The sequence below is a fragment of the Neogemmobacter tilapiae genome (assembly GCF_014652215.1).
GTDB classification, from domain to species: Bacteria; Pseudomonadota; Alphaproteobacteria; order Rhodobacterales; family Rhodobacteraceae; genus Neogemmobacter; species Neogemmobacter tilapiae.
The window spans coordinates 96,268-116,518 of sequence record NZ_BMYJ01000006.1 but is presented as its reverse complement, the minus strand read 5'-3'; the positions used below and the strand labels follow the sequence as shown (position 1 = coordinate 116,518).

19 protein-coding genes are annotated in these 20,251 nt (G+C 62.8%); 10 read left to right on the top strand and 9 right to left on the bottom strand.

What is annotated here, in order from left to right; genetic code table 11:
• Nucleotides 1-42: 42 nt before the first annotated feature.
• Nucleotides 43-1,050 (top strand): ABC transporter permease, encoded by a 1,008-nt coding sequence (locus tag IE095_RS11040; RefSeq protein ID WP_189411717.1) that lies wholly within the window; start codon nt 43-45, stop codon nt 1,048-1,050.
• Entirely contained in the window at nt 1,043-1,960 is a 918-nt protein-coding gene (locus IE095_RS11035) for an ABC transporter permease (protein WP_229804722.1), read from the top strand. Before IE095_RS11040 ends, IE095_RS11035 begins: the two co-directional genes overlap by 8 nt.
• 29 nt (nt 1,961-1,989) lie before the next feature.
• Here IE095_RS11035 and IE095_RS11030 read toward each other — a convergent pair whose 3' ends face one another.
• Nucleotides 1,990-2,451: an Lrp/AsnC family transcriptional regulator gene (locus IE095_RS11030; protein ID WP_189411715.1), complete on the bottom strand. Its 462-nt coding sequence runs from the start codon at nt 2,449-2,451 to the stop codon at nt 1,990-1,992.
• Between the two features lie 140 nt (nt 2,452-2,591).
• On the opposite strand from IE095_RS11030, the gene IE095_RS11025 reads away from it, so the two are divergent.
• The 5 genes from IE095_RS11025 (at nt 2,592) to IE095_RS11005 (ending at nt 6,599) form a co-directional block, all read left to right on the top strand.
• Nucleotides 2,592-2,900, top strand: coding sequence for a DUF2849 domain-containing protein (locus IE095_RS11025; protein ID WP_189411714.1), 309 nt, complete (start codon nt 2,592-2,594; stop codon nt 2,898-2,900).
• The gene (locus IE095_RS11020; RefSeq protein WP_189411713.1) at nt 2,893-4,563 is read left to right on the top strand and encodes a nitrite/sulfite reductase; all 1,671 of its coding nucleotides are present in this window, start codon (nt 2,893-2,895) and stop codon (nt 4,561-4,563) included. The genes IE095_RS11025 and IE095_RS11020 overlap by 8 nt, the downstream gene beginning before the upstream one ends.
• On the top strand, nt 4,553-5,320 hold the full coding sequence (locus tag IE095_RS11015; RefSeq protein WP_189411712.1) for a phosphoadenylyl-sulfate reductase: 768 nt from the start codon (nt 4,553-4,555) through the stop codon (nt 5,318-5,320). The genes IE095_RS11020 and IE095_RS11015 overlap by 11 nt, the downstream gene beginning before the upstream one ends.
• Entirely contained in the window at nt 5,317-5,724 is a 408-nt protein-coding gene (locus tag IE095_RS11010; protein WP_189411711.1) for a DUF934 domain-containing protein, read from the top strand. The genes IE095_RS11015 and IE095_RS11010 overlap by 4 nt, the downstream gene beginning before the upstream one ends.
• Nucleotides 5,725-5,792: 68 nt before the next feature.
• Nucleotides 5,793-6,599 (top strand): ferredoxin--NADP reductase, encoded by an 807-nt coding sequence (locus tag IE095_RS11005; protein ID WP_189411876.1) that lies wholly within the window; start codon nt 5,793-5,795, stop codon nt 6,597-6,599.
• Between the two features lie 68 nt (nt 6,600-6,667).
• Here the strand turns inward: IE095_RS11005 and IE095_RS11000 are convergent, their stop codons facing one another.
• Entirely contained in the window at nt 6,668-7,339 is a 672-nt protein-coding gene (locus IE095_RS11000) for a hypothetical protein (protein ID WP_189411710.1), read from the bottom strand.
• Nucleotides 7,340-7,537: 198 nt separating this feature from the next.
• Between IE095_RS11000 and infC the strand changes: the two genes are divergently transcribed.
• Nucleotides 7,538-8,086, top strand: coding sequence for a translation initiation factor IF-3 (gene infC, locus IE095_RS10995; RefSeq protein WP_308428896.1), 549 nt, complete (start codon nt 7,538-7,540; stop codon nt 8,084-8,086).
• Nucleotides 8,087-8,143: 57 nt separating this feature from the next.
• Here infC and IE095_RS10990 read toward each other — a convergent pair whose 3' ends face one another.
• From IE095_RS10990 to IE095_RS10960, 7 genes are all read right to left on the bottom strand, one after another.
• Nucleotides 8,144-9,112, bottom strand: coding sequence for a molybdopterin-binding protein (locus IE095_RS10990; RefSeq protein WP_189411709.1), 969 nt, complete (start codon nt 9,110-9,112; stop codon nt 8,144-8,146).
• Nucleotides 9,109-10,086, bottom strand: a complete 978-nt coding sequence (locus tag IE095_RS10985) for an XdhC family protein (RefSeq protein WP_189411708.1) — start codon at nt 10,084-10,086, stop codon at nt 9,109-9,111. Before IE095_RS10985 ends, IE095_RS10990 begins: the two co-directional genes overlap by 4 nt.
• A gap of 170 nt (nt 10,087-10,256) precedes the next feature.
• Nucleotides 10,257-12,194 carry an OmpA family protein gene (locus tag IE095_RS10980; protein WP_189411707.1) on the bottom strand — a complete coding sequence of 646 codons (1,938 nt, stop codon included), beginning with the start codon at nt 12,192-12,194 and terminating at the stop codon, nt 10,257-10,259.
• A gap of 96 nt (nt 12,195-12,290) precedes the next feature.
• Nucleotides 12,291-13,526, bottom strand: coding sequence for a vWA domain-containing protein (locus IE095_RS10975; RefSeq protein WP_189411706.1), 1,236 nt, complete (start codon nt 13,524-13,526; stop codon nt 12,291-12,293).
• Nucleotides 13,527-13,591: 65 nt separating this feature from the next.
• Nucleotides 13,592-14,479: an AAA family ATPase gene (locus IE095_RS10970; RefSeq protein WP_189411705.1), complete on the bottom strand. Its 888-nt coding sequence runs from the start codon at nt 14,477-14,479 to the stop codon at nt 13,592-13,594.
• Nucleotides 14,480-14,535: 56 nt separating this feature from the next.
• Nucleotides 14,536-15,951: a hypothetical protein gene (locus IE095_RS10965; protein ID WP_189411704.1), complete on the bottom strand. Its 1,416-nt coding sequence runs from the start codon at nt 15,949-15,951 to the stop codon at nt 14,536-14,538.
• Nucleotides 15,951-16,811 carry a glycosyltransferase family 32 protein gene (locus IE095_RS10960; protein ID WP_189411703.1) on the bottom strand — a complete coding sequence of 287 codons (861 nt, stop codon included), beginning with the start codon at nt 16,809-16,811 and terminating at the stop codon, nt 15,951-15,953. The genes IE095_RS10965 and IE095_RS10960 overlap by 1 nt, the downstream gene beginning before the upstream one ends.
• A gap of 116 nt (nt 16,812-16,927) precedes the next feature.
• On the opposite strand from IE095_RS10960, the gene IE095_RS10955 reads away from it, so the two are divergent.
• Together IE095_RS10955 and IE095_RS10950 are read left to right on the top strand one after the other, a co-directional pair.
• Nucleotides 16,928-19,207: a glycosyltransferase family 2 protein gene (locus IE095_RS10955; protein WP_229804721.1), complete on the top strand. Its 2,280-nt coding sequence runs from the start codon at nt 16,928-16,930 to the stop codon at nt 19,205-19,207.
• The gene (locus IE095_RS10950) at nt 19,208-20,242 is read left to right on the top strand and encodes a glycosyltransferase family 2 protein (RefSeq protein WP_189411702.1); all 1,035 of its coding nucleotides are present in this window, start codon (nt 19,208-19,210) and stop codon (nt 20,240-20,242) included.
• Nucleotides 20,243-20,251 lie beyond the last annotated feature (9 nt).

The following is a 20,251-nucleotide window of genomic DNA, read 5'->3' as shown; positions in this document are numbered from 1 at the left end:
CACCCGCCCCTTCTTTTCCAAGGCTCATCCCAGGTCAGGCCCATGATCACCTTCATCTTGCGTCGGCTGTTGCTGGCCATCCCCACCTTGCTGTTCATCAGCCTGATGATCTTTCTGATCGTCGATCTGGCCCCCGGCAGCCCCGCGTCACAAATTCCGCTGACGGTTCCGCCCGAGGTCAAGGCAAAGATCCTAGAGCAGATGGGCGTGAATGACCCGATGCCGGTGCGCTATGCCCTGTGGCTGCGCCAGTTCTTTATTGTGGAACCGGCCTATTGGATCGACAGCCTGTTCGGAACCACCCTGTCCGAAGGCCAGCAGCGGATTGTGAGCTGGCAGTTCCGGGGCCCGGTGATGGATGTCATTCTGGAACGGATTCCGCAGACGCTGATGGTGGTGGGATCGGCCTATCTGGTGGGGGTGCTGATCGCCCTGCCCATCGGGATTTATTCAGCCTATCGCCAGTATTCCGCCTTTGATCAGGTGGGTTCCTTCGTGGCGATGCTCGGCTTTTCGGTGCCGACCTTTTTTACCGGCGTGCTGATTTCCTATATTTTCGCGATCAAGCTGGGCTGGTTCCCGACGGTCTATGACACGACGCTGAAGGTCACGGATTGGGAAAGTTTCGTCAAACAACTGCGCCAGATGGCGATGCCCGTGATGGTGCTGGCCTTGGCGAATGCGGCGACGATCAGCCGGTTCATGCGGTCGTCGATGCTGGAAAACATGACGCAAGACTATGTGCGCACGGCCCGCGCCAAGGGCCTGTCCGAGCGGACGGTGGTGCTGAAACATGTTCTGCGCAATTCGCTGATTTCGGTGGTGACGGTGATTGCCATCGGCATTCCGTCGATCTTTGGCGGGGCGATTGTGACGGAAAATATCTTTAAGGTGAACGGGATCGGTTCGGCGCTGATCAATGCGATCAACGTGAGCGACCTGCCGATGGTGCAGACGATTGTGTTCATCTTTGCCATTCTGGTGGTGCTGTTCAACCTGATTGCCGACGTGCTGTATGGTCTGCTTGACCCGAGGATCCGCTATGACTGATACCGCCATTCCAAAGGCAGAAAGCCAGTGGGTTGCCGTGCGCGCCCAGTTCGTCAAGCATAAGGGGGCGGTGGCGGGGGTGATCCTGTTGGCGCTGCTGGTGGCCTTTGTGCTGATCGGGCCGCTGATCTGGCGGGTAGACGGGACATTCGTGGAGCCGGACACCGCCAAGATGTTCAAGCTGCGCAATCAGGGGCCAAGCTGGGCGCACCCTTTGGGGACGGATCAGTTGGGGCGGGATATGCTGGCGCGGCTGATGTCGGGGGGGCGGATTTCGCTGTCGGTGGGGCTGGTGGCGATGATGCTGGCGGTGACGCTGGGGACGTTCGTGGGGGTGCTTGCGGGCTATTTCCGGCGGCTGGACGGGCCTTTGATGCGGCTGACGGATGCGTTTCTGGCGATGCCGCTGCTGCCCCTGCTGCTGGTGCTGATGGTGCTGTTCAAGGATCAGCTGTCGCGGACACTGGGGGTGGAGTTTGGCACCTTTCTGCTGATCGCGGTGGCGATTGGGGCGACGGCCTGGATGCCCACGGCACGGATCGTGCGGGGGGAAGTGCTGTCGCTGAAAACGCGGGAATTCGTGCTGGCGTCGCAGTCGATTGGGGCAAGGTCGCACCGGATTATCCTGCGGCATCTTTTGCCGAATGTGGTGTCGCCAGTGATGGTGGCGGCGACGCTTTGCGTCGCCGAGGCGATCATCATTGAAAGCGTTTTGTCGTTTCTGGGTCAGGGCTTTCCTTCGGATTTCCCGACTTGGGGAAGCCTGCTGCATGAAGGGCTGGATGACCTGCGGAAATATCCGATGCGGGTGCTGATGCCGGGGCTTGCGATTTCGCTGACGGTTCTATCGGTGAACTATATCGGCGATGGGTTGCGGGATGCTTTGGATCCGCGGATCCGGGGGCGGTAGGGATGGGCCTTTGGCCCATCGCTCGCAGATTAAACTGGCAGCATGGTGGTGGATTTGATCTCTTCCATGCTGAGCAGGGCCGTGACGTTGTAAATGCGCACTTCGCTGATGAGGGCCTGATAGAAGGTGTCATAGGCGCGGGCGTTCTTGACGCGGACCTTGAGGATATAGTCGATGTCGCCCGCCAGACGGTGGGCCTCTAGCACCTCGGGCCTTGCGCGCAGGGCGGCGAGGAATTTCTTTTGCCATTCGGCCTCATGCTCGCTGGTGCGGATCAGGACGAAAAAGCAGGCCTCTAGCCCCAGCGCCTCGGGGTCCAGAACGGCGGTCTGGCGGGTGATGACGCCCGCCTCACGCATGCGGCGGATGCGGTTCCAGACGGGGGTCTTGGAAGAGCCGACTTTGCGGGCGATTTCGTCCAGCGACTGGCTGGCATCCTCTTGCAGTTCGGCCAGAATTTTCCGATCCATCTCATCCAGTCGGACTGCCATCCGCGAAATCCCCCCTTGTTCGGAACCACGTTCCATTGGGCGTCAGTATCGGAACGGATGTCCTTTTCTGCAAGGACATCTGGCGCGGGAACGGAAGAATATTCTATATATGAGGTTCAGAATCCCCAGGGAATACGAAGATGGCCCCGCGTTTCACCCCCAAGGTTGTCACTGCCAATGCGTTGCTGGAAGGCGACGTGGTTTATCTGACCGCCGATGACCGCTGGTCGCGGCACCATGCCGAGGCAGAATTGATTGAGGATGAGGCCCATGCACAGCTGCGTCTGCTGCATGCGGCATCGCAGAAATTGATTGTGGTGGGCGCGTATTTGGCGGATGCAAAGGCGGGGCCGAATGGGCCGGAGCCGACCCATTTCCGCGAGGTGTTCCGCACCCGTGGCCCATCGAATTACGCCCACGGCAAGCAGGTAGAGACCGGTCATGTATAAGTATTCGGACTTTGACGAATCTTTCGTTCGGGCGCGTGTGGCGCAATTCACCGGGCAGGTGGAGCGGCGGATCAGCGGCGGGCTGACGGAAGATGAATTCCGGCCCTTGCGGCTGATGAACGGGCTGTATCTGCAATTGCACGCTTATATGCTGCGTGTGGCGGTGCCTTATGGGACGCTGTCGCCGCGTCAGATGCGGCAGTTGGCCTATATCGCGGATACCTGGGACAAGGGTTACGGCCATTTCACGACGCGGCAGAACATCCAGTACAACTGGCCGAAACTGCCCGATGTGCCCGCGATTTTGGGGGCGCTGGCGGATGTGGAAATGCATGCGAACCAGACGAGCGGGAACTGCATCCGCAACGTGACCTCGGACCATTTCGCCGGGGCTGCGGCGGATGAGATTGAAGACCCGCGTCCAGTGGCAGAGCTGATCCGGCAATGGTCAACGGACCATCCGGAATTCCAGTTCCTGGGGCGGAAGTTTAAGATTGCGATCACGGGCGCGCCGAATGACCGGGCTGTGACCAAGGCGCATGACATCGGCCTGCGGATGGTGCGCAATGAACAGGGCGCGCCGGGGTTTGAGGTGATCGTGGGCGGCGGTCTGGGCCGGACGCCGATGATTGGCGTGACGATGAAGCCCTTCCTGCCGAAAGCGGACCTGCTGCCCTATCTGGAGGCGGTCTTGAGCGTTTACAACACGCTGGGACGGCGCGACAACAAATACAAGGCGCGGATCAAGATCACGGTGCATGAGACCGGGGCCGAGGAATTCGCACGTCTGGTCGAGGAACGCTTTGCGGTGATCCGCCCGCTGTTCAGCGGTATTGATCAGGATTTGCTGGCGGATATCGAAAAGGCCTTCGCCCCGCCCGCCTATCGCAATGCGCCGGTGGATGGGTTTGACGCCTTCTATGCCGCCGATCCGGTGTTCCGGGCTTGGGCCGATACCAACTTGACCGAACACAAGAACGCGCAATATGCGATCGTGACGATCAGCCTGAAAGCGCCGGGACAAACGCCGGGCGATGCGACCTCAGACCAGATGCGGGTGATGGCGGATCTGGCGGAACGCTATTCGCATGGCGAGTTGCGGGTGAGCCATGAGCAGAACATCATTCTGCCGCATGTGCATAAATCCGATTTGCCGACGGTTCACGCCGCCTTGACCCAAGCAGGGCTGGGGACGGCGAATGTGGGGCTGATCAGCGACATCATCGCCTGCCCCGGTATGGATTATTGCGCGCTGGCAACGGCCCGGTCGATTCCGGTCGCCCAAGGCATCGCGCTGCGGTTCAACGAGCTGAAGCTGGAGCATGACATCGGGCCACTGAAAATCAAGATTTCGGGTTGCATAAATGCATGTGGTCATCATCATGTGGGCCATATCGGCATCTTGGGGCTAGACAGGGCGGGTGTTGAGAATTACCAGATCACCCTAGGGGGAGATGGGACCGAAACCGCCGTGGTGGGCGAACGGGCAGGACCGGGTTTCGCTTATGACGAAATCATTCCGGCCATCGAGCGCCTGATCACTGCCTATCTGGAAGTACGCCTTTCGCCCGATGAGACCTTTCTTGAAACCTACCGTCGACTTGGACTTGGGCCATTCAAGGCAGCCCTCTATCCAGAGGATGCTGCAAGAAATGCGGCTTGAATCCTTGACAACGGGCCGTCTGGCCCCGGTAGCAGACCGGGTTCCGGTGCTGAATGAGCATTACAAGCACCATTCGGCGACGGATGTCCTGTCACATGCGCTGAACGATCCGGCGGTGGGCCGTGTGGCGTTGGTTTCATCCTTTGGCGCGGAATCGGTGGTGCTTTTGCATCTTTTGTCGGTGATCAAACCGGATACGCCGGTGCTGTTCGTCGATACGCAAATGCTGTTCCCCGAGACGATGGCCTATCAGCAGGAATTGGCGGCAAGCCTGCCGTTGACCGACATCCGCACCATCCGCGCCGATCAGGCGGCGGTGGATTTCGATGATCCGGATGGCACGCTGCACCAGTTCAGCACCGATTCTTGCTGCAACCTGCGCAAGACGGTGCCCTTGGAAAAGGCCTTGGGTGGCTTTGATGCCTGGATCACGGGGCGGAAACGCTTTCAGGCCAGCACCCGTTCGACGCTGAATTTCTTTGAGGAAGACGGCGAGCATCGGATGAAGATCAACCCGCTGGCACATTGGGGCCGGGAAGACATCGAGGAATATATCGTCAACAACCGGCTGCCACGGCATCCGCTGGTGGCGAAGGGCTATCCCTCGATCGGTTGCGCGCCTTGCACCAGCCCGGTGAAGCCGGGCGAAGATCCGCGCGCGGGCCGTTGGCGGGGCAGCGACAAGACCGAATGCGGCATCCATTTCATCAATGGCAAGGCCGTTCGGATGGTTCCGGCGAAGGAGAGCGCAGCATGAGCGTGATCATCACCGATCAGGGTTTCAGCAAGGCGGAGCCCGCCCCGGAACCCGTGCCCTTTGCCGAGCGTGAGGCCCATCAGGGCAGCGTGACCATGGCCTCTACCGATGATCCGGTGGCGTTGCAGCCCTATTTCGCGGGACTGCGGCTGGTGCATGTGGATTTCCCGGCCTTTAGCGACGGGCGGGGGTTTACCATCGCCCGCCGTTTGCGGATGCTGGGTTACAAGGGCCATCTGCGGGCCCAGGGGCATATCCTGCCCGATCAATATGCGATGATCCGCCGTGTCGGCTTTGACGATGTGGAGATCAGCGATGAACTGGCCCAACGGCTCACCGAAGACGCTTGGAAATTCCGGGCGGACTGGCAGGCCAATGATTATCTGGCGCGGATGCGGGGCTAGGCCCCCTTCCCTGCCCTTTGCGCCGGGTCTGTCCCGGCGTTTGCATTACAGGAACGATGATGAGTGACATGACCTCTGCACCTGCCGCCAAACTGACCCTGCCCGATGCGCAGACCGTGACCGCCGTCACGCATTGGACGGATTCGCTGTTTTCTTTCCGCGTGTCGCGGCCGGCATCCTTGCGGTTCCGCTCGGGTGAATTCGTGATGATCGGGCTGATGGGCGACAATGGAAAGCCGCTGCTGCGGGCCTATTCCATCGCCTCGCCGTCATGGGATGAAGAGCTGGAGTTCTATTCGATCAAGGTGCCGGATGGGCCTTTGACCAGCAAGTTGCAGCATATCAAGGTGGGGGATGAAATCATCCTGCGGCCAAAGCCGGTGGGGACGCTGGTGCATGATGCTTTGCTGCCGGGGAAACGGATGTGGTTTCTGGCGACGGGGACGGGGCTGGCGCCCTTTGCCAGCCTGATGCGCGACCCTGAGACCTATGAGAAATATGAGCAGGTGATCATGATGCACACCTGCCGGACGGTGGCCGAGTTGGAATACGGGCGGCGGCTGGTGGAAAGTCTGGCGGATGATCCGCTGATCGGGGAAATGGTGGCGGGCAAGTTGCTGTATTACCCGACAACGACGCGGGAAGAATTCCACCATATGGGCCGCGTGACCGACAACCTGTCGTCGGGCAAGGTATTTGCTGATCTGGGCCTGCCGCCGATGGATCCAGCGACGGATCGGGCGATGGTCTGCGGGTCGCTGGCGTTCAACGTGGATGTGAAGGCGATCCTGGAGGGCTTTGGCCTGCGGGAAGGGGCGAATTCCGAGCCGCTGGAATATGTGGTGGAAAAGGCCTTTGTCGGCGACGGGGTTTAAGACCACCACAGAATAAGAAACCGCCGCGAGCCGTCTGGTTCGCGGCGGTTTTGTTTGTCAGGGTCTGATTACAGGCCCAGACCTTCTTTGACCGTATCCACCGTCAGCTTGACAATCGCCGGGTTCTTGGCGGCAGCATCGACAGCCTTCTTCAGCGCGGCTTTCGTCTCATCCGAAGCGGTCGAAGCGTCGATCAGCGCATTGACCTGCGCCGCATCGAACTTTGCCGGGTCCAGCACGGTGGCCGGGTCCAGAGCAGCCGGGGCGGCCTCGGTGGTCGCAGCAGCAGCTTCGGTGGCGGCTTCGGTCGTCGCGGCGGCGGCATCTGTCGCCGCTTCGGTCGTGGCTTCGGCAGCGCCTTCGGCGGCCTCGGTCACAGCGGTTGCAGCCTCGGTGGCGGCTTCGGTCGTCGCGGCGGCGGCGTCGGTGGCAGCCTCGGTCGTGGCTTCAACAGCGCCTTCCGCGGCCTCGGTCACAGCGGTTGCAGCCTCGGTGGCGGCTTCGGTCGTCGCGGCGGCGGCGTCGGTGGAAGCCTCGGTCGTGGCTTCGGCCGCATCAGCCGCCTCATCGGCCAGCGCAGTCGGCAAGACCGACTCGGTCGAGGCGGTGCCTTCGGTCGTCGCAGCAGCCCCCTCGGTGGTCGCGGCTACTGGCGCTTCGACCTTTTGGTTCGAATACACGTAAAAGCCCAACGCGGCAGCAATCACCACCACTGCACCAATGATAAGGTTCCTGTTCATCTGTCCATCTCCTTGACCATTTCAGCCAAATTCACACCCCGCGAGATAGTCTTGTTTCCCCTGAAAGAAAAGCGTTTCACGCCAGAAACACGCCGAGGGCCTCGTTTTTCCACGTTGCGGTGTGATCGGGCTTGCATTGCGGGTTGAACAATACCGCGCCGAGGTCTATTTTCCGCTCGCATTCAAAACTGAAAAAGGATTGCCACCCTGGCTCGTCGTCCCCACAACGCCCCTCCGCAACGCGAGACGGGCCCGCGCATCAATGATCGCATCCGTTCCCCTGAAATCCGCCTGATCGGGGCTGACGGCGAAAATGTCGGGGTTGTGACCCCGGCCCGCGCCCTGCAAATGGCCGAGGAAGCAGGGCTTGATCTGGTCGAGATTTCGCCAAACGCGGAACCGCCGGTTTGCAAGATCATGGATTTCGGCAAGTTCAAGTATGAACAGCAAAAGCGTGAAGCCGAGGCGCGCAAAAAGCAGCATGTGATCGAGATCAAAGAGATCAAATTTCGTCCGGGGACCGATACCCACGATTACGACGTGAAGATGCGGTCGGTGCTGAAATTTCTGGGCGAAGGCGACAAGGTGAAGGTGACGCTTCGTTTCCGTGGCCGGGAAATGGCGCACCAGCAATTGGGTCTGGAACTGCTGAACCGGGTGGCCGCGGATGTGGGCGACAATGGCAAGGTCGAATCGATGCCCAAGCTTGAGGGCAAGCAGATGGTGATGATGATCGGGCCGAAATAAGCCGCTGATCCTGTTGCGCGTCGGAAAAAGGGGGCTGCGGCCCCCTTTTGCATGGGATCAGGCGGTGCGGGATCGGGGGCGGGAGGGGGGTTCCTTGAGCAGACCGCCAAGACCCATCTGGGCCACATCATCGGCGGTGACGGGGATGCCGCAGATCAGCCGCTCCATGACCCAATCCGCGCCGTTCAGGGCGGGGGAACGGGCACAGCCGGGCAGGCCGATCACCGGTCTTGCGCCCAAGTCCCCCACCACCAGCAAATTGCCGGGATCGACGGGCATGCCAAAGCGTTCGACATGGCCCCCGGCCTGATGCAGGGCGGCGGGCATGACATCCATCGGGTCGGATGTGGCGGAAGCCGTCAGCACAAGAAGCAGATCCTCGGGCGCTTGGGCCAACGACTGGGCCAAGGCGGCGGTTTGATGGGGGCAAATCACGCGGGGGGCGAGAGAGACGCCCAGCCGCGCGAGACGCTGGCGGATGGCATCGCGGCCCTTGGGTGGGGGAATGGACCCGTCCACTGTGGTTTCGATCAGGCAGGCACTGCACAAGACGGGTGGGGCCAGACGCAGGGCCCCCTGCGCCGCCGCGACGGCCTGCGCCACATCGGCGGCGGGCACGCCATAGGCGATGATCTTGACGGTGGCGACCATCGCCCCTTGGGTCAGGCGGGCGTGCTGGCCCAGCGTGGCCAAGGTGATCAGGGGGTTGATGCGGTTGATCCGGGCGATCTTTTCGGCATCGGCCAGCAAAAGGCCTGCCCCTTGGGCCATCAGGTTGACGCGACCCGTCGCGGCGCGGCCTGCCACCAGCCCGGCCCCGGCCAGCGCCGTGCCGATGGCAGTGGCGGCGGCATCCTCGCCCAGATCCTGTGGATCCAGTCGCGCGACGATCACCTGATCAACCCCCGCCGCGCGCAGTTGCGCCAGCGCCGGATCATCCAGCAACTGCCCCTTGCGCAGACCGGCCATGGAATGCGCCAGAACCGCCCCCAAAGCCTGATCAAGGGGAACGGGGCCGAACCTCATCCGCCCTGCCGCAAGACTTGGGTGATCTGGGCCATCACCGACAGGGCGATTTCCCCCGGATTGGCGGCTCCGATATCCAGCCCCACGGGCGCATGGATGCGAGCGATTTGGGATTCGGACACGCCTGCCGCTCGCAGACGGTCGAGCCGTTTCGCCTGCGTGCGCTTGGAACCCAGACAGCCCAGATAAAAGCAATCGCTGGCCAAGGCGGCATGGATCGCGGGATCATCCAGTTTCGGGTCATGGGTCAAGGTTACCACCGCCGTCCGGGCATCGGGGGCAAGGCTTTCCAACGCCTCGTCCGGCCAACTGTCCAGCAGGGTTTCGCCCGGAAAGCGGGCTGCCGCGCCAAAGCTGGTGCGCGGGTCGATCACCACCGGGGCCCAACCGCACAGCCGCGCCATGCCAACCAAGGCCTGCGCGATGTGGACGGCCCCGACGATGATCAGGCGAAGGGGCGGGTTGTAGGGCAGGATAAAGCGTCCATCCTCGGCCATGCCCGCGCGGTCAAGCCGTAGGGATTCAGCCAAGGCAGCGTCATGGCCCAAGGACCGTTTCCAGCTTTCCAGGTGCACGGCATAGGTCAGCGCCCGCTTTTCCGCGCGAGCCGCGACGATGCTTGCCAGCATTTCGGCAGGCAGGCCTGTCGGGCCAATCGGTTCCACCAAAACGCGGATCGTGCCGCCACAGGCCAGCCCGACGGCAAAGGCATCGGCATCGCTGACGCCAAAGGTCAGAACGCGGGCTTGGCCATCGGCCAAGGCCAGCGCGGCCTCTTCGACCACAGCGCCTTCGACACAGCCGCCCGAGACGGAGCCCATGATCAGCCCATCGCCCGAGACGGCCAACTGGCTGCCCGCGCGGCGGGGGGCGGAACCCCAGGTTTCAATCACGGTCGCCAAAACCGCGCCGCGCCCGGCCTGATGCCAGCCAAGGGCTGCTTCGGGGATTTGTTCATGGGCCGCCTGTTCCATGCGCCCATCATGCCGCCGAATGGCCGCATCGCAAACTGTTCTTTGGTCTGCCCATCTTTTCTTTGAAAAGATCCGCAGGGGTGCGGTGGGGCAGTCCCCGCGGGAAAGCAGAACCCCGCCAAGGTTTCCCAAGGCGGGGTTCCATCTTTACGGCGCAAGCGGCCGTTTGATCAGTCGGCCCGCGTCAGCAGCCCGGTGATCAGGCGCACGGCCGTCCGCCGGTTGCGGGGTTCGTCGCCTGCGCTTTGCACCAGCAATTCGCTTTCGCCATAGCCCTGCACCACCATGTTTTCCGGCGGCACACCGAAATATTCGGTGAGGGCCAAGGCGAGGCTTTCGGCGCGGCGGTCCGACAGCGAAAGGTTGTAACCGCCATTGCCCACCGCATCGGTGTGGCCTTCGATCAGGAAGACTTCACGCGGGTTCTTGCGGATCAGATCGGACATCAGCAGACCCAGTTCGCGCAGCTTTTGCGCCTCGGAACCCCGGATCGCCGCTGAACCGGTGTCAAAGGTCATGCGTTCGACGTTCAACTCGGGGGCCAAGGCCCGGACCTGCGGATATTCGCGGATCTGGCGCAGGCTGAAGCGGCGACCGACATCATCGGCCTCCAGCGCGGCCATGGCGGCGGCGAGTTCGGCATCCTGCCCACCAATGACACGACCGGGGCCGGGTTTCGGCAGGGTGGTGACGTCGATGCGTTCGACGGGAACGGTGTCGTCGATCAACCGCACCTCGTTGCCTGCGGCATCATAGCGCGAACGGCGCAGGACGCGGCCGGCGGCATCGCGGATGGTGACGATGCGGCTGCCGTCGGTATAGGTCACGACCGAACGGGTGGAGCCATCGTCAAAGGTTTCGGTCTGCACATTGCTGCCCGGACGGCGGATCAGCGTGTCATCGTCTTTCAGAACGACATACTGGCCGTCAGGCTGTTGAACCACAACGCGGTCGCCGGTGTTGGAGACGACCTTGTTGCCGTTGTTCAGGACGGCCCCGACAACCAGCGCGCCGACGACAGCCAGACCGAACTTTTCAAGATCGGACATGCCCTTGTCGGATTTCTTTTCGACCGGAGTTTCGCCGCCGATGATCACCTTTTCGGCGAAATCCTCGTCGCTTTTGCGGACATCCTTTTCGGTCACGTCAATGACAACCGGCTTTTTCTTTTTCTTCTTTTTGGTGGGGGTTTCGCCGCCTTGGGCACCGCCCTTGTCGGCATCGACGACCACGGGTTTGCCGTCCTTATCACCACCGATGACGATGGGAGTTTCGCCGCCTTCGATGACCAAGGGTTCGGCCATCGACAGCGCCTCGGGCACGATCACCGCTTCGGGGCTTTCGGCCCCGGCGGGGTCTTCGTCCAGAATGCCGGTCAGCACATCGACCTGTTCGGCGGTCGGCGCTTCGGCACCCTCGGCGGGGTCGATGAGGGTGATGAGTTGTTCTTCGCTGACCGCTTGGGCCTTGCGCTTTTTCTTGCGCTGCGGGACGGGTTCGGCGGTTTCGCCAGCGGTCGCCTCGGCCTCGATCTGCACGGGGTCGGACTGTTCGGGTTCGATCACGACCTCGGCCTCTTGCGCGGCGGCCTCGGCGGCTTTTTCAGCCGCTTTTTCGGCCTGACGGGCTTCTTTCTCGGCAGCTTTCTGCGCGGCCTCTTCGGCGGCGAGCCGTTCCGCCTCTTGCTCGGCGGCCTTTTCGGCTTGGCGCGCGGCTTTTTCGGCGGCTTCCTGATCGGCTGCGGCCTGGGCTGCGGCTTCTTCCGCGGCCTTCTTGGCGCGACGTTCTTCTTGGCGGGCGGCCTCTTCAGCCTCGACCCGCGCAGCCTCGGCTTCGGCCGCCGCTTCGGCCTCGGCGGCTTCGATCACTTCGGGTTCAACGGCGGGGTCTTCGGTTGCGGTCACGCCCAGTTGATCGCGGGCCTTGGCGCGGCAGTTCTTGGGATTCTTGGCCACAACGCAAAAGGCCCCGTCGGGGCAATCGGCTTTCTTGTTGGGCAGGCAGATCACCTCTTGCCCCTTTACCGTGATCGTCGTCTGCGCGACGACCGGCAGCGGCCCGCTGAGCGCGACCGCGAGGGCCGTTGTTCCGATCAAAATCCGTCTCATGGGATCAGTCCCTTTCATGCCTGTTCGACCCGACACATGGGGTCGTTGCCCGCCTTTTGCCCGAAAACCGGGATGATATGCGATAGCGGAACGCTGTCAGCCCTTAGCGGGTTCCCTGATGGGCGGCTTCTTGCCCGGCTGGGACAGAAGGTGGGCGATGTCTTCCAAGGCGGCGATGTTATGGGCGGCGTGGAAGTCATCGACATGCGGCAGCATGGCGCGGACGCCGCGGGCCAGCGGCTGGAATTGGTCAAAGCGCAGCAGAGGGTTCAGCCAGATCACGCGGCGGGCGGAAAGATGCAGACGCTCCATCGCGCGGGACAGGGCTGTGGGATCGTCGCGGTCAAGGCCATCCGTGATGAGCAGGACAATGGCCCCCTGCCCCATGACGCGGCGGGACCAGTCGCGGTTGAAATCGGTGATGCATTGGCCGATGCGGGTGCCGCCCGACCAATCCTGCGCCTGCTGGCCCGCGGCGGCGAGGGCCTGATCGGGGTCGCGGGCGGCAAGGTGACGGGTGATGTTGGTAAGCCTTGTGCCAAAGGTGAAAGCATGGACATGGGCCCAGCCCTGGCCTTTGGCGTTCATCACCGCATGGACGAAATGCAAGACCATGCGGGAATACTGCGACATAGAACCGGAGATGTCGCAAAGGACGATCAGATTGGGCCAGCGTGGGCGGGGGGCGCGATGGGCGAGGGTCAGGATTTCACCGCCCTGCCGCAGGGCGCGGCGCAGGGTGCGGCGGGGATCAATGGGGCCAAGGGCAGCACTTTGCAGGCGGCGTGAGGCGATGGGGGGGATGGGCAGGCGCAGATGGGCGAGCAGGCGTTTGGCCTGCGCCTGTTCGTCGAGCGACATCTGTTCAAAATCCAGATGGCGCAGGCGTTCGGTCACGCTGGCGGTTTGGCTGGCGTCGATTTCGACGCGGGTTTCGTCAGGGCTTTCGGCGGGCGGCGGGGGCGGCGGCAGTTCATCGCCCAAAAGCGCCTGGGCTGCACGCATTTCGGCGGCATGGGCGGCGCGTTCGTCTTGCACGCCGCGGATGGCGGGCAGCATGAGAGACATCATCTGTTCCATCAGCCGGGGATCGCGCCAGAACAGGCGGAAGATCTGAGCAAAGACGGGGCGCTGTTCGGGGCGGGAAACGAAACAGGCGTGGAGTGTCCAGTAAAAATCGGTGCGGGAGGTGAAACCGGCAGCTTGGACCGCGTGAATGGCATCAAGGCTGCGGCCCGGTCCGATGGGCAGGCCCGCCCGGCGCAGGGCGCGGGCGAAATAGAGGATGTTGCGGGCGAGGGCCGGGTTTTCGGGGGTGTCGAAGGGGGCCATGGCCAAAGCCGGGGGGCTTCACGCCCCCCGGACCCCCCGTGAGATAATTATGGACAGAAAATGCATCATGGGGAGAGTTCCTTGCGGATATCTTCCAGCAGGCGGCGAGCCTCAGACCCCTGGATGCGCTGGATGTCATCTTGATATTTCAGGATCGCGCCAAGGGTGTCGGCGATCACCTCGGGTGACAGGGTCAACACATCGAGGGCGAGCAGGCATTTGGCCCAGTCAAGGGTTTCGGCGACGCCGGGTTTCTTGAACAGATCCTCCATCCGCAATTTTTGGACGAAGGCGACCACTTCACGCGACAGAGCGGGGGCGAGGCCGGGGGCACGGGCGTTGAGGATGTCGAGTTCGCGCGCCGCATCGGGGTAATCGACCCAATGGTAAAGGCAGCGGCGTTTCAGGGCGTCATGCACCTCACGCGTGCGGTTCGAGGTGAGGAGGACGATGGGCGCTTCCGGCGCGCGGATGGTGCCGAGTTCGGGGATGGTGACTTGGTAGTCGGAAAGGGCTTCGAGCAAGAAAGCCTCAAACGGTTCATCGGTGCGGTCCACTTCGTCGATGAGCAGCACCGGAGGGCCGCCATCCTGCGGGCGCATGGCGGCGAGCAGCGGGCGTTCGATCAGGAACTCTTCAGTAAAAAGATCAGCGCGGTGGGTCGCCTCGGCCCGGATGGCGATCATCTGGGCGGCAAAGTTCCATTCGGCGACGGCGCTGGCGGCATCCAGCCCCTCATAGCATTGCAGGCGGATCAGGCGGCGGCCCAAGGCGGTGGCGAGCGTCTTGGCGATTTCGGTTTTGCCGGTGCCCGCCTCCCCTTCCAGAAACAGGGGGCGGCCGAGTTTTAGGGACAGGAAGGTGACGGTGGAGAGAGCGCGGGGGGCGACATAGCCGTTGTCGGCCAAAAGCCGTTCGGTGGCGTCGATGCTGGCGGGCAAAGGGCTGACCATCGGGTTATCATGGCGCGTGACGGACTTGGGTCAAGGGCGACGCGGGGGGCTTGCGACTAAAGGCTGGCCAAGGCGCGGCGGAAAAAGCGGCTGTCCCCACGCGCAAGCGCCCAACGGGCGACGCGGGCAGCAAGATCGGGGCGGTTGCGATCCAGACAGCGTTTGAACAATTCGCGCTGATAGCGGGTGAATTGGTGGCGGGCGCGCAAAAGGCGATAGAATTGCGGCTCGGTCAGGGTGCCGTTCAGGGCGGCCAGGGTCACCTCTTGCAAGATGCCCATTTGCAAGAGGCTGGAGCCGAGGCGGTGGCCCAGCATGAGGGCGCGCAGGAAGGTGACATTGGGGGCGGTGAAGCGTTCGGCATGGCCACGGTCCAGCTTTTCAAACGGATCATAAAGCAGGATCACGCGATGGGCGGAGGCAGAGGCCTTGGCGGCATCACCATAGCGACCGGAATAATCCTGGCCCCAGGCGGTGCGATAGCGGGTTTCCCAAGGGACGATGGTTTTGTCGAGGGTGGATTGCGGGGAAATCGCCACCACATCGGCGCCGGGACAGGCGGCGGAAAAGGCCGCCGCTGCATAGCCGCCCATCGAGGCACCATAGAAGACGACACGCTGGAATCGGGCGAAAAAGCCGGAGGCAGCGAGTTCGTCGAATTGGTCCCAGACCCAAGGGTCGCGATACCATGTCCAGCCATTCGCCATGGCCCCCAGCATCGACCAGCCCTGCTTTTCGATGAAGGAATAGCCCCAGGGGCGGCGATCGACGCGCTTTTCCATGGCGATGTCGAGATTGTCGAAAGTGACGACGAGGGTGTCAGAGCGGGGGACGAACAGAAAGGAATGGCGGCCGTTGTCGCGGAAAAAGCCGTCAGGCCCGGCAAGGTCGCGGGCGAGTTCGGCCCAATCGCTTTTGTCAGTGGTTTGGGTGGGTTTGGGGGCGGCGCGAAGTTTTGTGGCGTCGGCCTGAAACAGGGCGCGGGTGACGGTCTTGCCGCCGACCATGGCCTCGGCCAGGGTTTCGGCTTTGCCGAGGCGGTTGAGTTCGGGATAGCTGCCGGAGCCCTTGCGGATGTCGGTGAGCATCCGGCTGCCGGGGTGGAGGATTTGCGGTAGATGAGGAGAAAGAAGGGCGATCTTGGCGCTGTCGCCAAAGCCCGCAAGATTGGCGATCAGGTCATAGGAGCGCAGGTCGTCAGGGGTCTTGATCAGCAGGATCTGATCTTGCGGGACGCCCCCTGCGCGTAAGGCGGCGATATAGGCGCTGCGGTCGGCGTCCCAAGTGCCTTTGGGCGAGAGGCAAGCGATGGAAAGGGGGCAGCGCCATTGCCGCCAAAGCGCCAAGGCCAAGGCGGGGGCGGTGCCTGCCACATCCAGAAAGCTGGCCACCGAAGCACCGCCGAATGCGGCCAAAAGCGCCCGTGCCGCAGCATCCGTCAGGGGGGCGGATGGCGCGGACAGGTCAGACACTATTCATCCCCATCCGTCAGATCGACAGTGCCACGGGGTTTGATGGGGGCGAGTTTCGGGTCGATCTTGTGCTTTTTCAAAAGCTTGCCGATGACGGTCTGTGGGCGAGGAATGCCGCCCGGCTCACGCTCCAGCACACGCGCGCGCATCCGGCGGCCGTAGAAATGGATAGAGGTGGTGTCGGGTTTCACGAACTGCGACGCGTCCAGCCCCGGACGCAGCATCAGTTGGCGGTCGCCATAGGCAAAGGGGTAAAGGACGTGCATCGGCAGGGCGTGTTCCACCTCGCCCGTCTTTTTCAGGAAATGGGTGAGGGCATGGGGCCCCCAGACGCCCCATTTCATTTCCGAGACATGCATGGGTTGGCCCGTTTCGTGGCTGCGGCGGATCTTGGCCTTGGTCGCCTCGTCATACCATTCCGGCACCGGAAACTCCTCACGCGTGAAGTCCAGCAGGGCGGCAAGGGTGGCGCTGTCTTGCGGCAGGCCAAGGACGCCGCCGTTCAGGCCGTGGTCGGATTCCCAAGCGTAGTAATGGCCGGTTTCGGTGGTGAAGGGTTTGACGCAATAGGCATCGGTATCGGCCCAGATCATGTGATCCTGCTTGGCCAGCATGTGATAGCGGAAAAGGTCGGAATGCAGGGCGGGGCTGCCGGTGCGTTCATGGCGCAGAAAGCCGGTCTGGGGCAGGATGTCGCTGGCATCGACCTGTTTGACGCCTTCGGGGGCGTTGGTGACGCCTTCATAGGTGTAAAGGATCACCTCATGGCCAACATCGACAAAGGATTTGAGGCAAAGCTGTTCCAGAAAGGACAGATCGCCCCCGATCCACAATGCGCCAATGCGGTAGTCCAGTGCCATGATGCGTCCTTGTCTTTTCGTCCTTTTGACCCAAGGCGGGGCAAGGGGCAAGGAATTCCGGGGCATGGGGATGCTGGCCCCTTGCATCGGGGGCTTGAGCCGGGGAAAACCGGGGGATGAAGGAAGCGGATGCCCTTGACCCCACGCCCCCCTTGCCCCGGCTGTATCAGCGGCGGCTAAAGCGGTTGGATTTGGGCGTTTCGGGTGTGGGGCCTTTGCTGGGGGCTGTCGATTGCGACGATGGCAAGACGCGCTGGTTCTTTGGCAAGGGCGGCTCTGTCGCGGCGGTAGAGGCGGCGGGGCTGCGGGGACTGGATGTCTCGGGTGCGGTGCTGGCCTATGGGCCGGTGCCCGCGGGGGGGCCGGACAGCATGGCCGCCGAATGCGGGCTGATGGCCGGTTTGAATTGCCTGCTGGCGCTGCGGGCGGAGGAGACGGCGGGGCAAGTGGCACAGATGCTGACCTGGCATGTGCTGGCGCATGGCTTGCAGGCGGCGCTGATTGTGAACCGTGTTCCCGAAGCCTCGGGCGCGGATTTCGTGGCGGAATTGCGGGGTCTGCTGGCGGGGGTGGATCTGACGCTGGTGCTGGTGGAGGCGGATTTTCCGCTGGGGGATGCGGGGGGGATTGCGGAAAGCCATGTGATGGCGGCCCCTGATGCGCCCGGCAAATCGCGGATGGAGATGCCTGCGCCCGACCCTTGGCGTTCGGCGGTGGATGAGCCGTTGCTGTTTGAATGGCTGAAATGGCGCTTTCTGGCGCGGGCGCGGGCGGTCTTGCGGCTGGATCCTTGCGATTTTCTGGCCCCGCGCGCGGCGGGTGCGCCCAGCGCCTTTGACCTTTGTGCTGCGGCGCGGCGGGGGGTGGTGCATCTGGTGGGGCGGCGGATCTATCCTTGGCGGGTGCGGGATGGGCAAGAGGCCGGTTTCGGCGACCATATCTGCCGCTTGTTCGAGACGCGGCGCAGTTTCGCGCGCTGGGGGGTGGCCCCGGAAAAGGCGGGGCTGGACAACATCTGGCGGGGGCATCGGATTTCCTTTGCCAAGCCCGAGGCGGCGGTGGCCGTGCCCTTTTATCGGGCCATGGCGATCAAGGTGCCGGGTCAGGCGAGCGCAAGGCTGGCCCCCAAGACCGGGCTGGTGGAAGATCCGGCGTTGTTGGCGCTGGCGGTGGATCATTTCGGGGCAAAGCCGGTGCGCCCCCCCCCGTCAGAGGAGCGGGCAGAGGTTCGGCCGGGCGATGCAAGGCCGCTGCGGACGGGGATCGTGACGACGATGAAGAATGAGGGGCCGTTCATTCTGGAATGGCTGGCCTATCATCGGGTGATCGGGGTGACGGATTTTCTGGTCTATACGAATGATTGTTCGGATGGGACCGATACGATGCTGGATCTGCTGGCCGCCAAGGGCTTTCTGCGGCACAAGGACAACCCCTACCGCGCGGTCGGGCTAAAGCCGCAGCATGCGGCCTTGCAGGATGCCGACAAGGACAGCGATTTTCAGGCGCTGGATTGGATGATCTGCATTGATGTCGATGAATATATCAACATCAGGCTGGGCGATGGGCGTCTGACAGACCTGTACGCGGCGATGGGCGATGCGAATATGATCAGCCTGACCTGGCGGCTGTTTGGCAATGCTGGGGTGCATGAATACCGTGACACGCCCATCACGGAACAATTCACCGCCTGCGCCCCGGAATACACCCGCAAGCCGCATCAGGCCTGGGGGTTCAAGACGCTGTTCCGCAATGACGGGATTTTCCGAAAACTGGGGGTGCATCGGCCGAAGGGGCTGAAGGCGGACCTTTGGGAAAAGATCCGCTGGCTGAACGGATCAGGCCGGGCCATGCCGCCCGAGATGTTCCGCAATGGCTGGCGTTCGGCGGTGGACACCTATGGCTATGATTGGGTGCAGTTGAACCATTATGCGGTGCGTTCGGCGGAAAGCTTTCTGGTCAAACGCGACCGGGGCCGGGTGAACCATGTGGACCGGGATCAGGGGCTGAACTATTGGTTCCGCATGAATTTCAACGCCGTGCAAGAGCATTCCATCCAGCGGATGCTGCCGGAATTGCGGGCGGAAATGGCGCGGATGCTGGCCGATCCTGAGATTGCGGCACAGCAGGAGGCCTGTGTGCTGGCCCATGTGGCAAAGATAGGGGAATTGCGGGGGCAAGCGGTGCCTGCGGCCTTTTACACCGAATTGACCAGCGCGCGGATGGAGGAATTGTGCCGTTTGCAGCGGCATTTTGGTTCCGCCGTCTTTGCCGAAGGTCCGCAGGTGGTGCCGGACTGGGTGCAGGAGGGGGCGGTCGCGGCCGACTTCTTCTGGACGGTTTCGCCTGAGGCGGAAGCGGCGGCCGAGGCGGCGGAACTGGCAGAGAAAGCGCCTTAGATGAAAACACTGGCGATCCTGACGGTGCGGAACGAGGGGGCCTTTCTTCTGGAATGGCTGGCGCATCATCGGCTGACAGGGTTCACGGATTTTCTGGTGCTGTCGAACGATTGCACCGATGGCAGCGATGCCCTGCTGGACCGTCTGGCGGCGATGGGCGTGCTGGCGCATGTGGCAAACCCTGCCCCCCACGCCAAAGGCCCGCAGTGGAGTGCCCTAGCCTTGGCCGAGGCGCATCCGTTGCGGCAGGCGGCGGATTGGGTGGCGGTGATTGACATTGATGAATTCGTCAATGTGCGCGTGGGCGATGGCACATTGTCCGACCTGATCGGGGCAGTGCCCGAGGCCGATTGCTTGGCCATGACTTGGCGTTTGTTCGGCAATGCGGGGGTCGTGGTGCATGAGGGACCGGTGACAGAGGCCTTTACCCATGCGGCCCCGGAAAACCTGCCGTGGCCTTGGCGGGCGCATCTGATCAAGACGCTGTTCCGCAATGATGGGGCCTATGGCAAGCTGGGCGTGCATCGCCCGCGTGCGCCGGTGGCGGTGCGGGTGGATCAGGTGCGTTGGGTGGACGGTTCGGGGCGGGCTTTGCCAAGGGCTTTCCAAAAGGCACGGCTGTTCACGCCACCAGGGGCGGCCCCTTATGGGCTGGTGCAGTTGAACCACTATGCCCTGGGGTCGATGCAGAATTACGTGCTGAAATGCGACCGGGGGCGGGCGAACCGCGAATCCTCGACCTTTGATCTGTCCTATTGGATTGACCGGAATTTCAGCGAGGTGGAGGAACGTAGCATCCTGCGCCACGCCCCGGCGCGGGCGGCGATGGTGGCGGATTGGCTGGCCGATCCGGTGCTGGGCGAATTGCACCATCAGGCCTGTCTTTGGCGCAAGAACCGCTTTGCCGATCTGATGCGGCAGGATGAAAGCTGGCGGAGCCTTTATGGCCGTCTGATGCTGACCGGGCCTAGCCGGGTTTTGCCGCAAAAGACAGCGCATCAGATCTGGGCCATGGGTGCGGGCGGCGAGGACTGACCCCGCCGC

Bases quoted from the DNA above. Each gene is read 5' to 3' on its own strand.
- IE095_RS11040 (WP_189411717.1), top strand. From the start codon at position 43: ATGATCACCTTCATCTTGCGTCGGCTGTTGCTGGCCATCCCCACCTTG.
- IE095_RS11035 (WP_229804722.1), top strand. From the start codon at position 1,043: ATGACTGATACCGCCATTCCAAAGGCAGAAAGCCAGTGGGTTGCCGTG.
- IE095_RS11030 (WP_189411715.1), bottom strand. From the start codon at position 2,451: ATGGCAGTCCGACTGGATGAGATGGATCGGAAAATTCTGGCCGAACTG.
- IE095_RS11025 (WP_189411714.1), top strand. From the start codon at position 2,592: ATGGCCCCGCGTTTCACCCCCAAGGTTGTCACTGCCAATGCGTTGCTG.
- IE095_RS11020 (WP_189411713.1), top strand. From the start codon at position 2,893: ATGTATAAGTATTCGGACTTTGACGAATCTTTCGTTCGGGCGCGTGTG.
- IE095_RS11015 (WP_189411712.1), top strand. From the start codon at position 4,553: ATGCGGCTTGAATCCTTGACAACGGGCCGTCTGGCCCCGGTAGCAGAC.
- IE095_RS11010 (WP_189411711.1), top strand. From the start codon at position 5,317: ATGAGCGTGATCATCACCGATCAGGGTTTCAGCAAGGCGGAGCCCGCC.
- IE095_RS11005 (WP_189411876.1), top strand. From the start codon at position 5,793: ATGACCTCTGCACCTGCCGCCAAACTGACCCTGCCCGATGCGCAGACC.
- IE095_RS11000 (WP_189411710.1), bottom strand. From the start codon at position 7,339: ATGAACAGGAACCTTATCATTGGTGCAGTGGTGGTGATTGCTGCCGCG.
- IE095_RS10990 (WP_189411709.1), bottom strand. From the start codon at position 9,112: ATGAGGTTCGGCCCCGTTCCCCTTGATCAGGCTTTGGGGGCGGTTCTG.
- IE095_RS10985 (WP_189411708.1), bottom strand. From the start codon at position 10,086: ATGGAACAGGCGGCCCATGAACAAATCCCCGAAGCAGCCCTTGGCTGG.
- IE095_RS10980 (WP_189411707.1), bottom strand. From the start codon at position 12,194: ATGAGACGGATTTTGATCGGAACAACGGCCCTCGCGGTCGCGCTCAGC.
- IE095_RS10975 (WP_189411706.1), bottom strand. From the start codon at position 13,526: ATGGCCCCCTTCGACACCCCCGAAAACCCGGCCCTCGCCCGCAACATC.
- IE095_RS10970 (WP_189411705.1), bottom strand. From the start codon at position 14,479: ATGGTCAGCCCTTTGCCCGCCAGCATCGACGCCACCGAACGGCTTTTG.
- IE095_RS10960 (WP_189411703.1), bottom strand. From the start codon at position 16,811: ATGGCACTGGACTACCGCATTGGCGCATTGTGGATCGGGGGCGATCTG.
- IE095_RS10955 (WP_229804721.1), top strand. From the start codon at position 16,928: ATGAAGGAAGCGGATGCCCTTGACCCCACGCCCCCCTTGCCCCGGCTG.
- IE095_RS10950 (WP_189411702.1), top strand. From the start codon at position 19,208: ATGAAAACACTGGCGATCCTGACGGTGCGGAACGAGGGGGCCTTTCTT.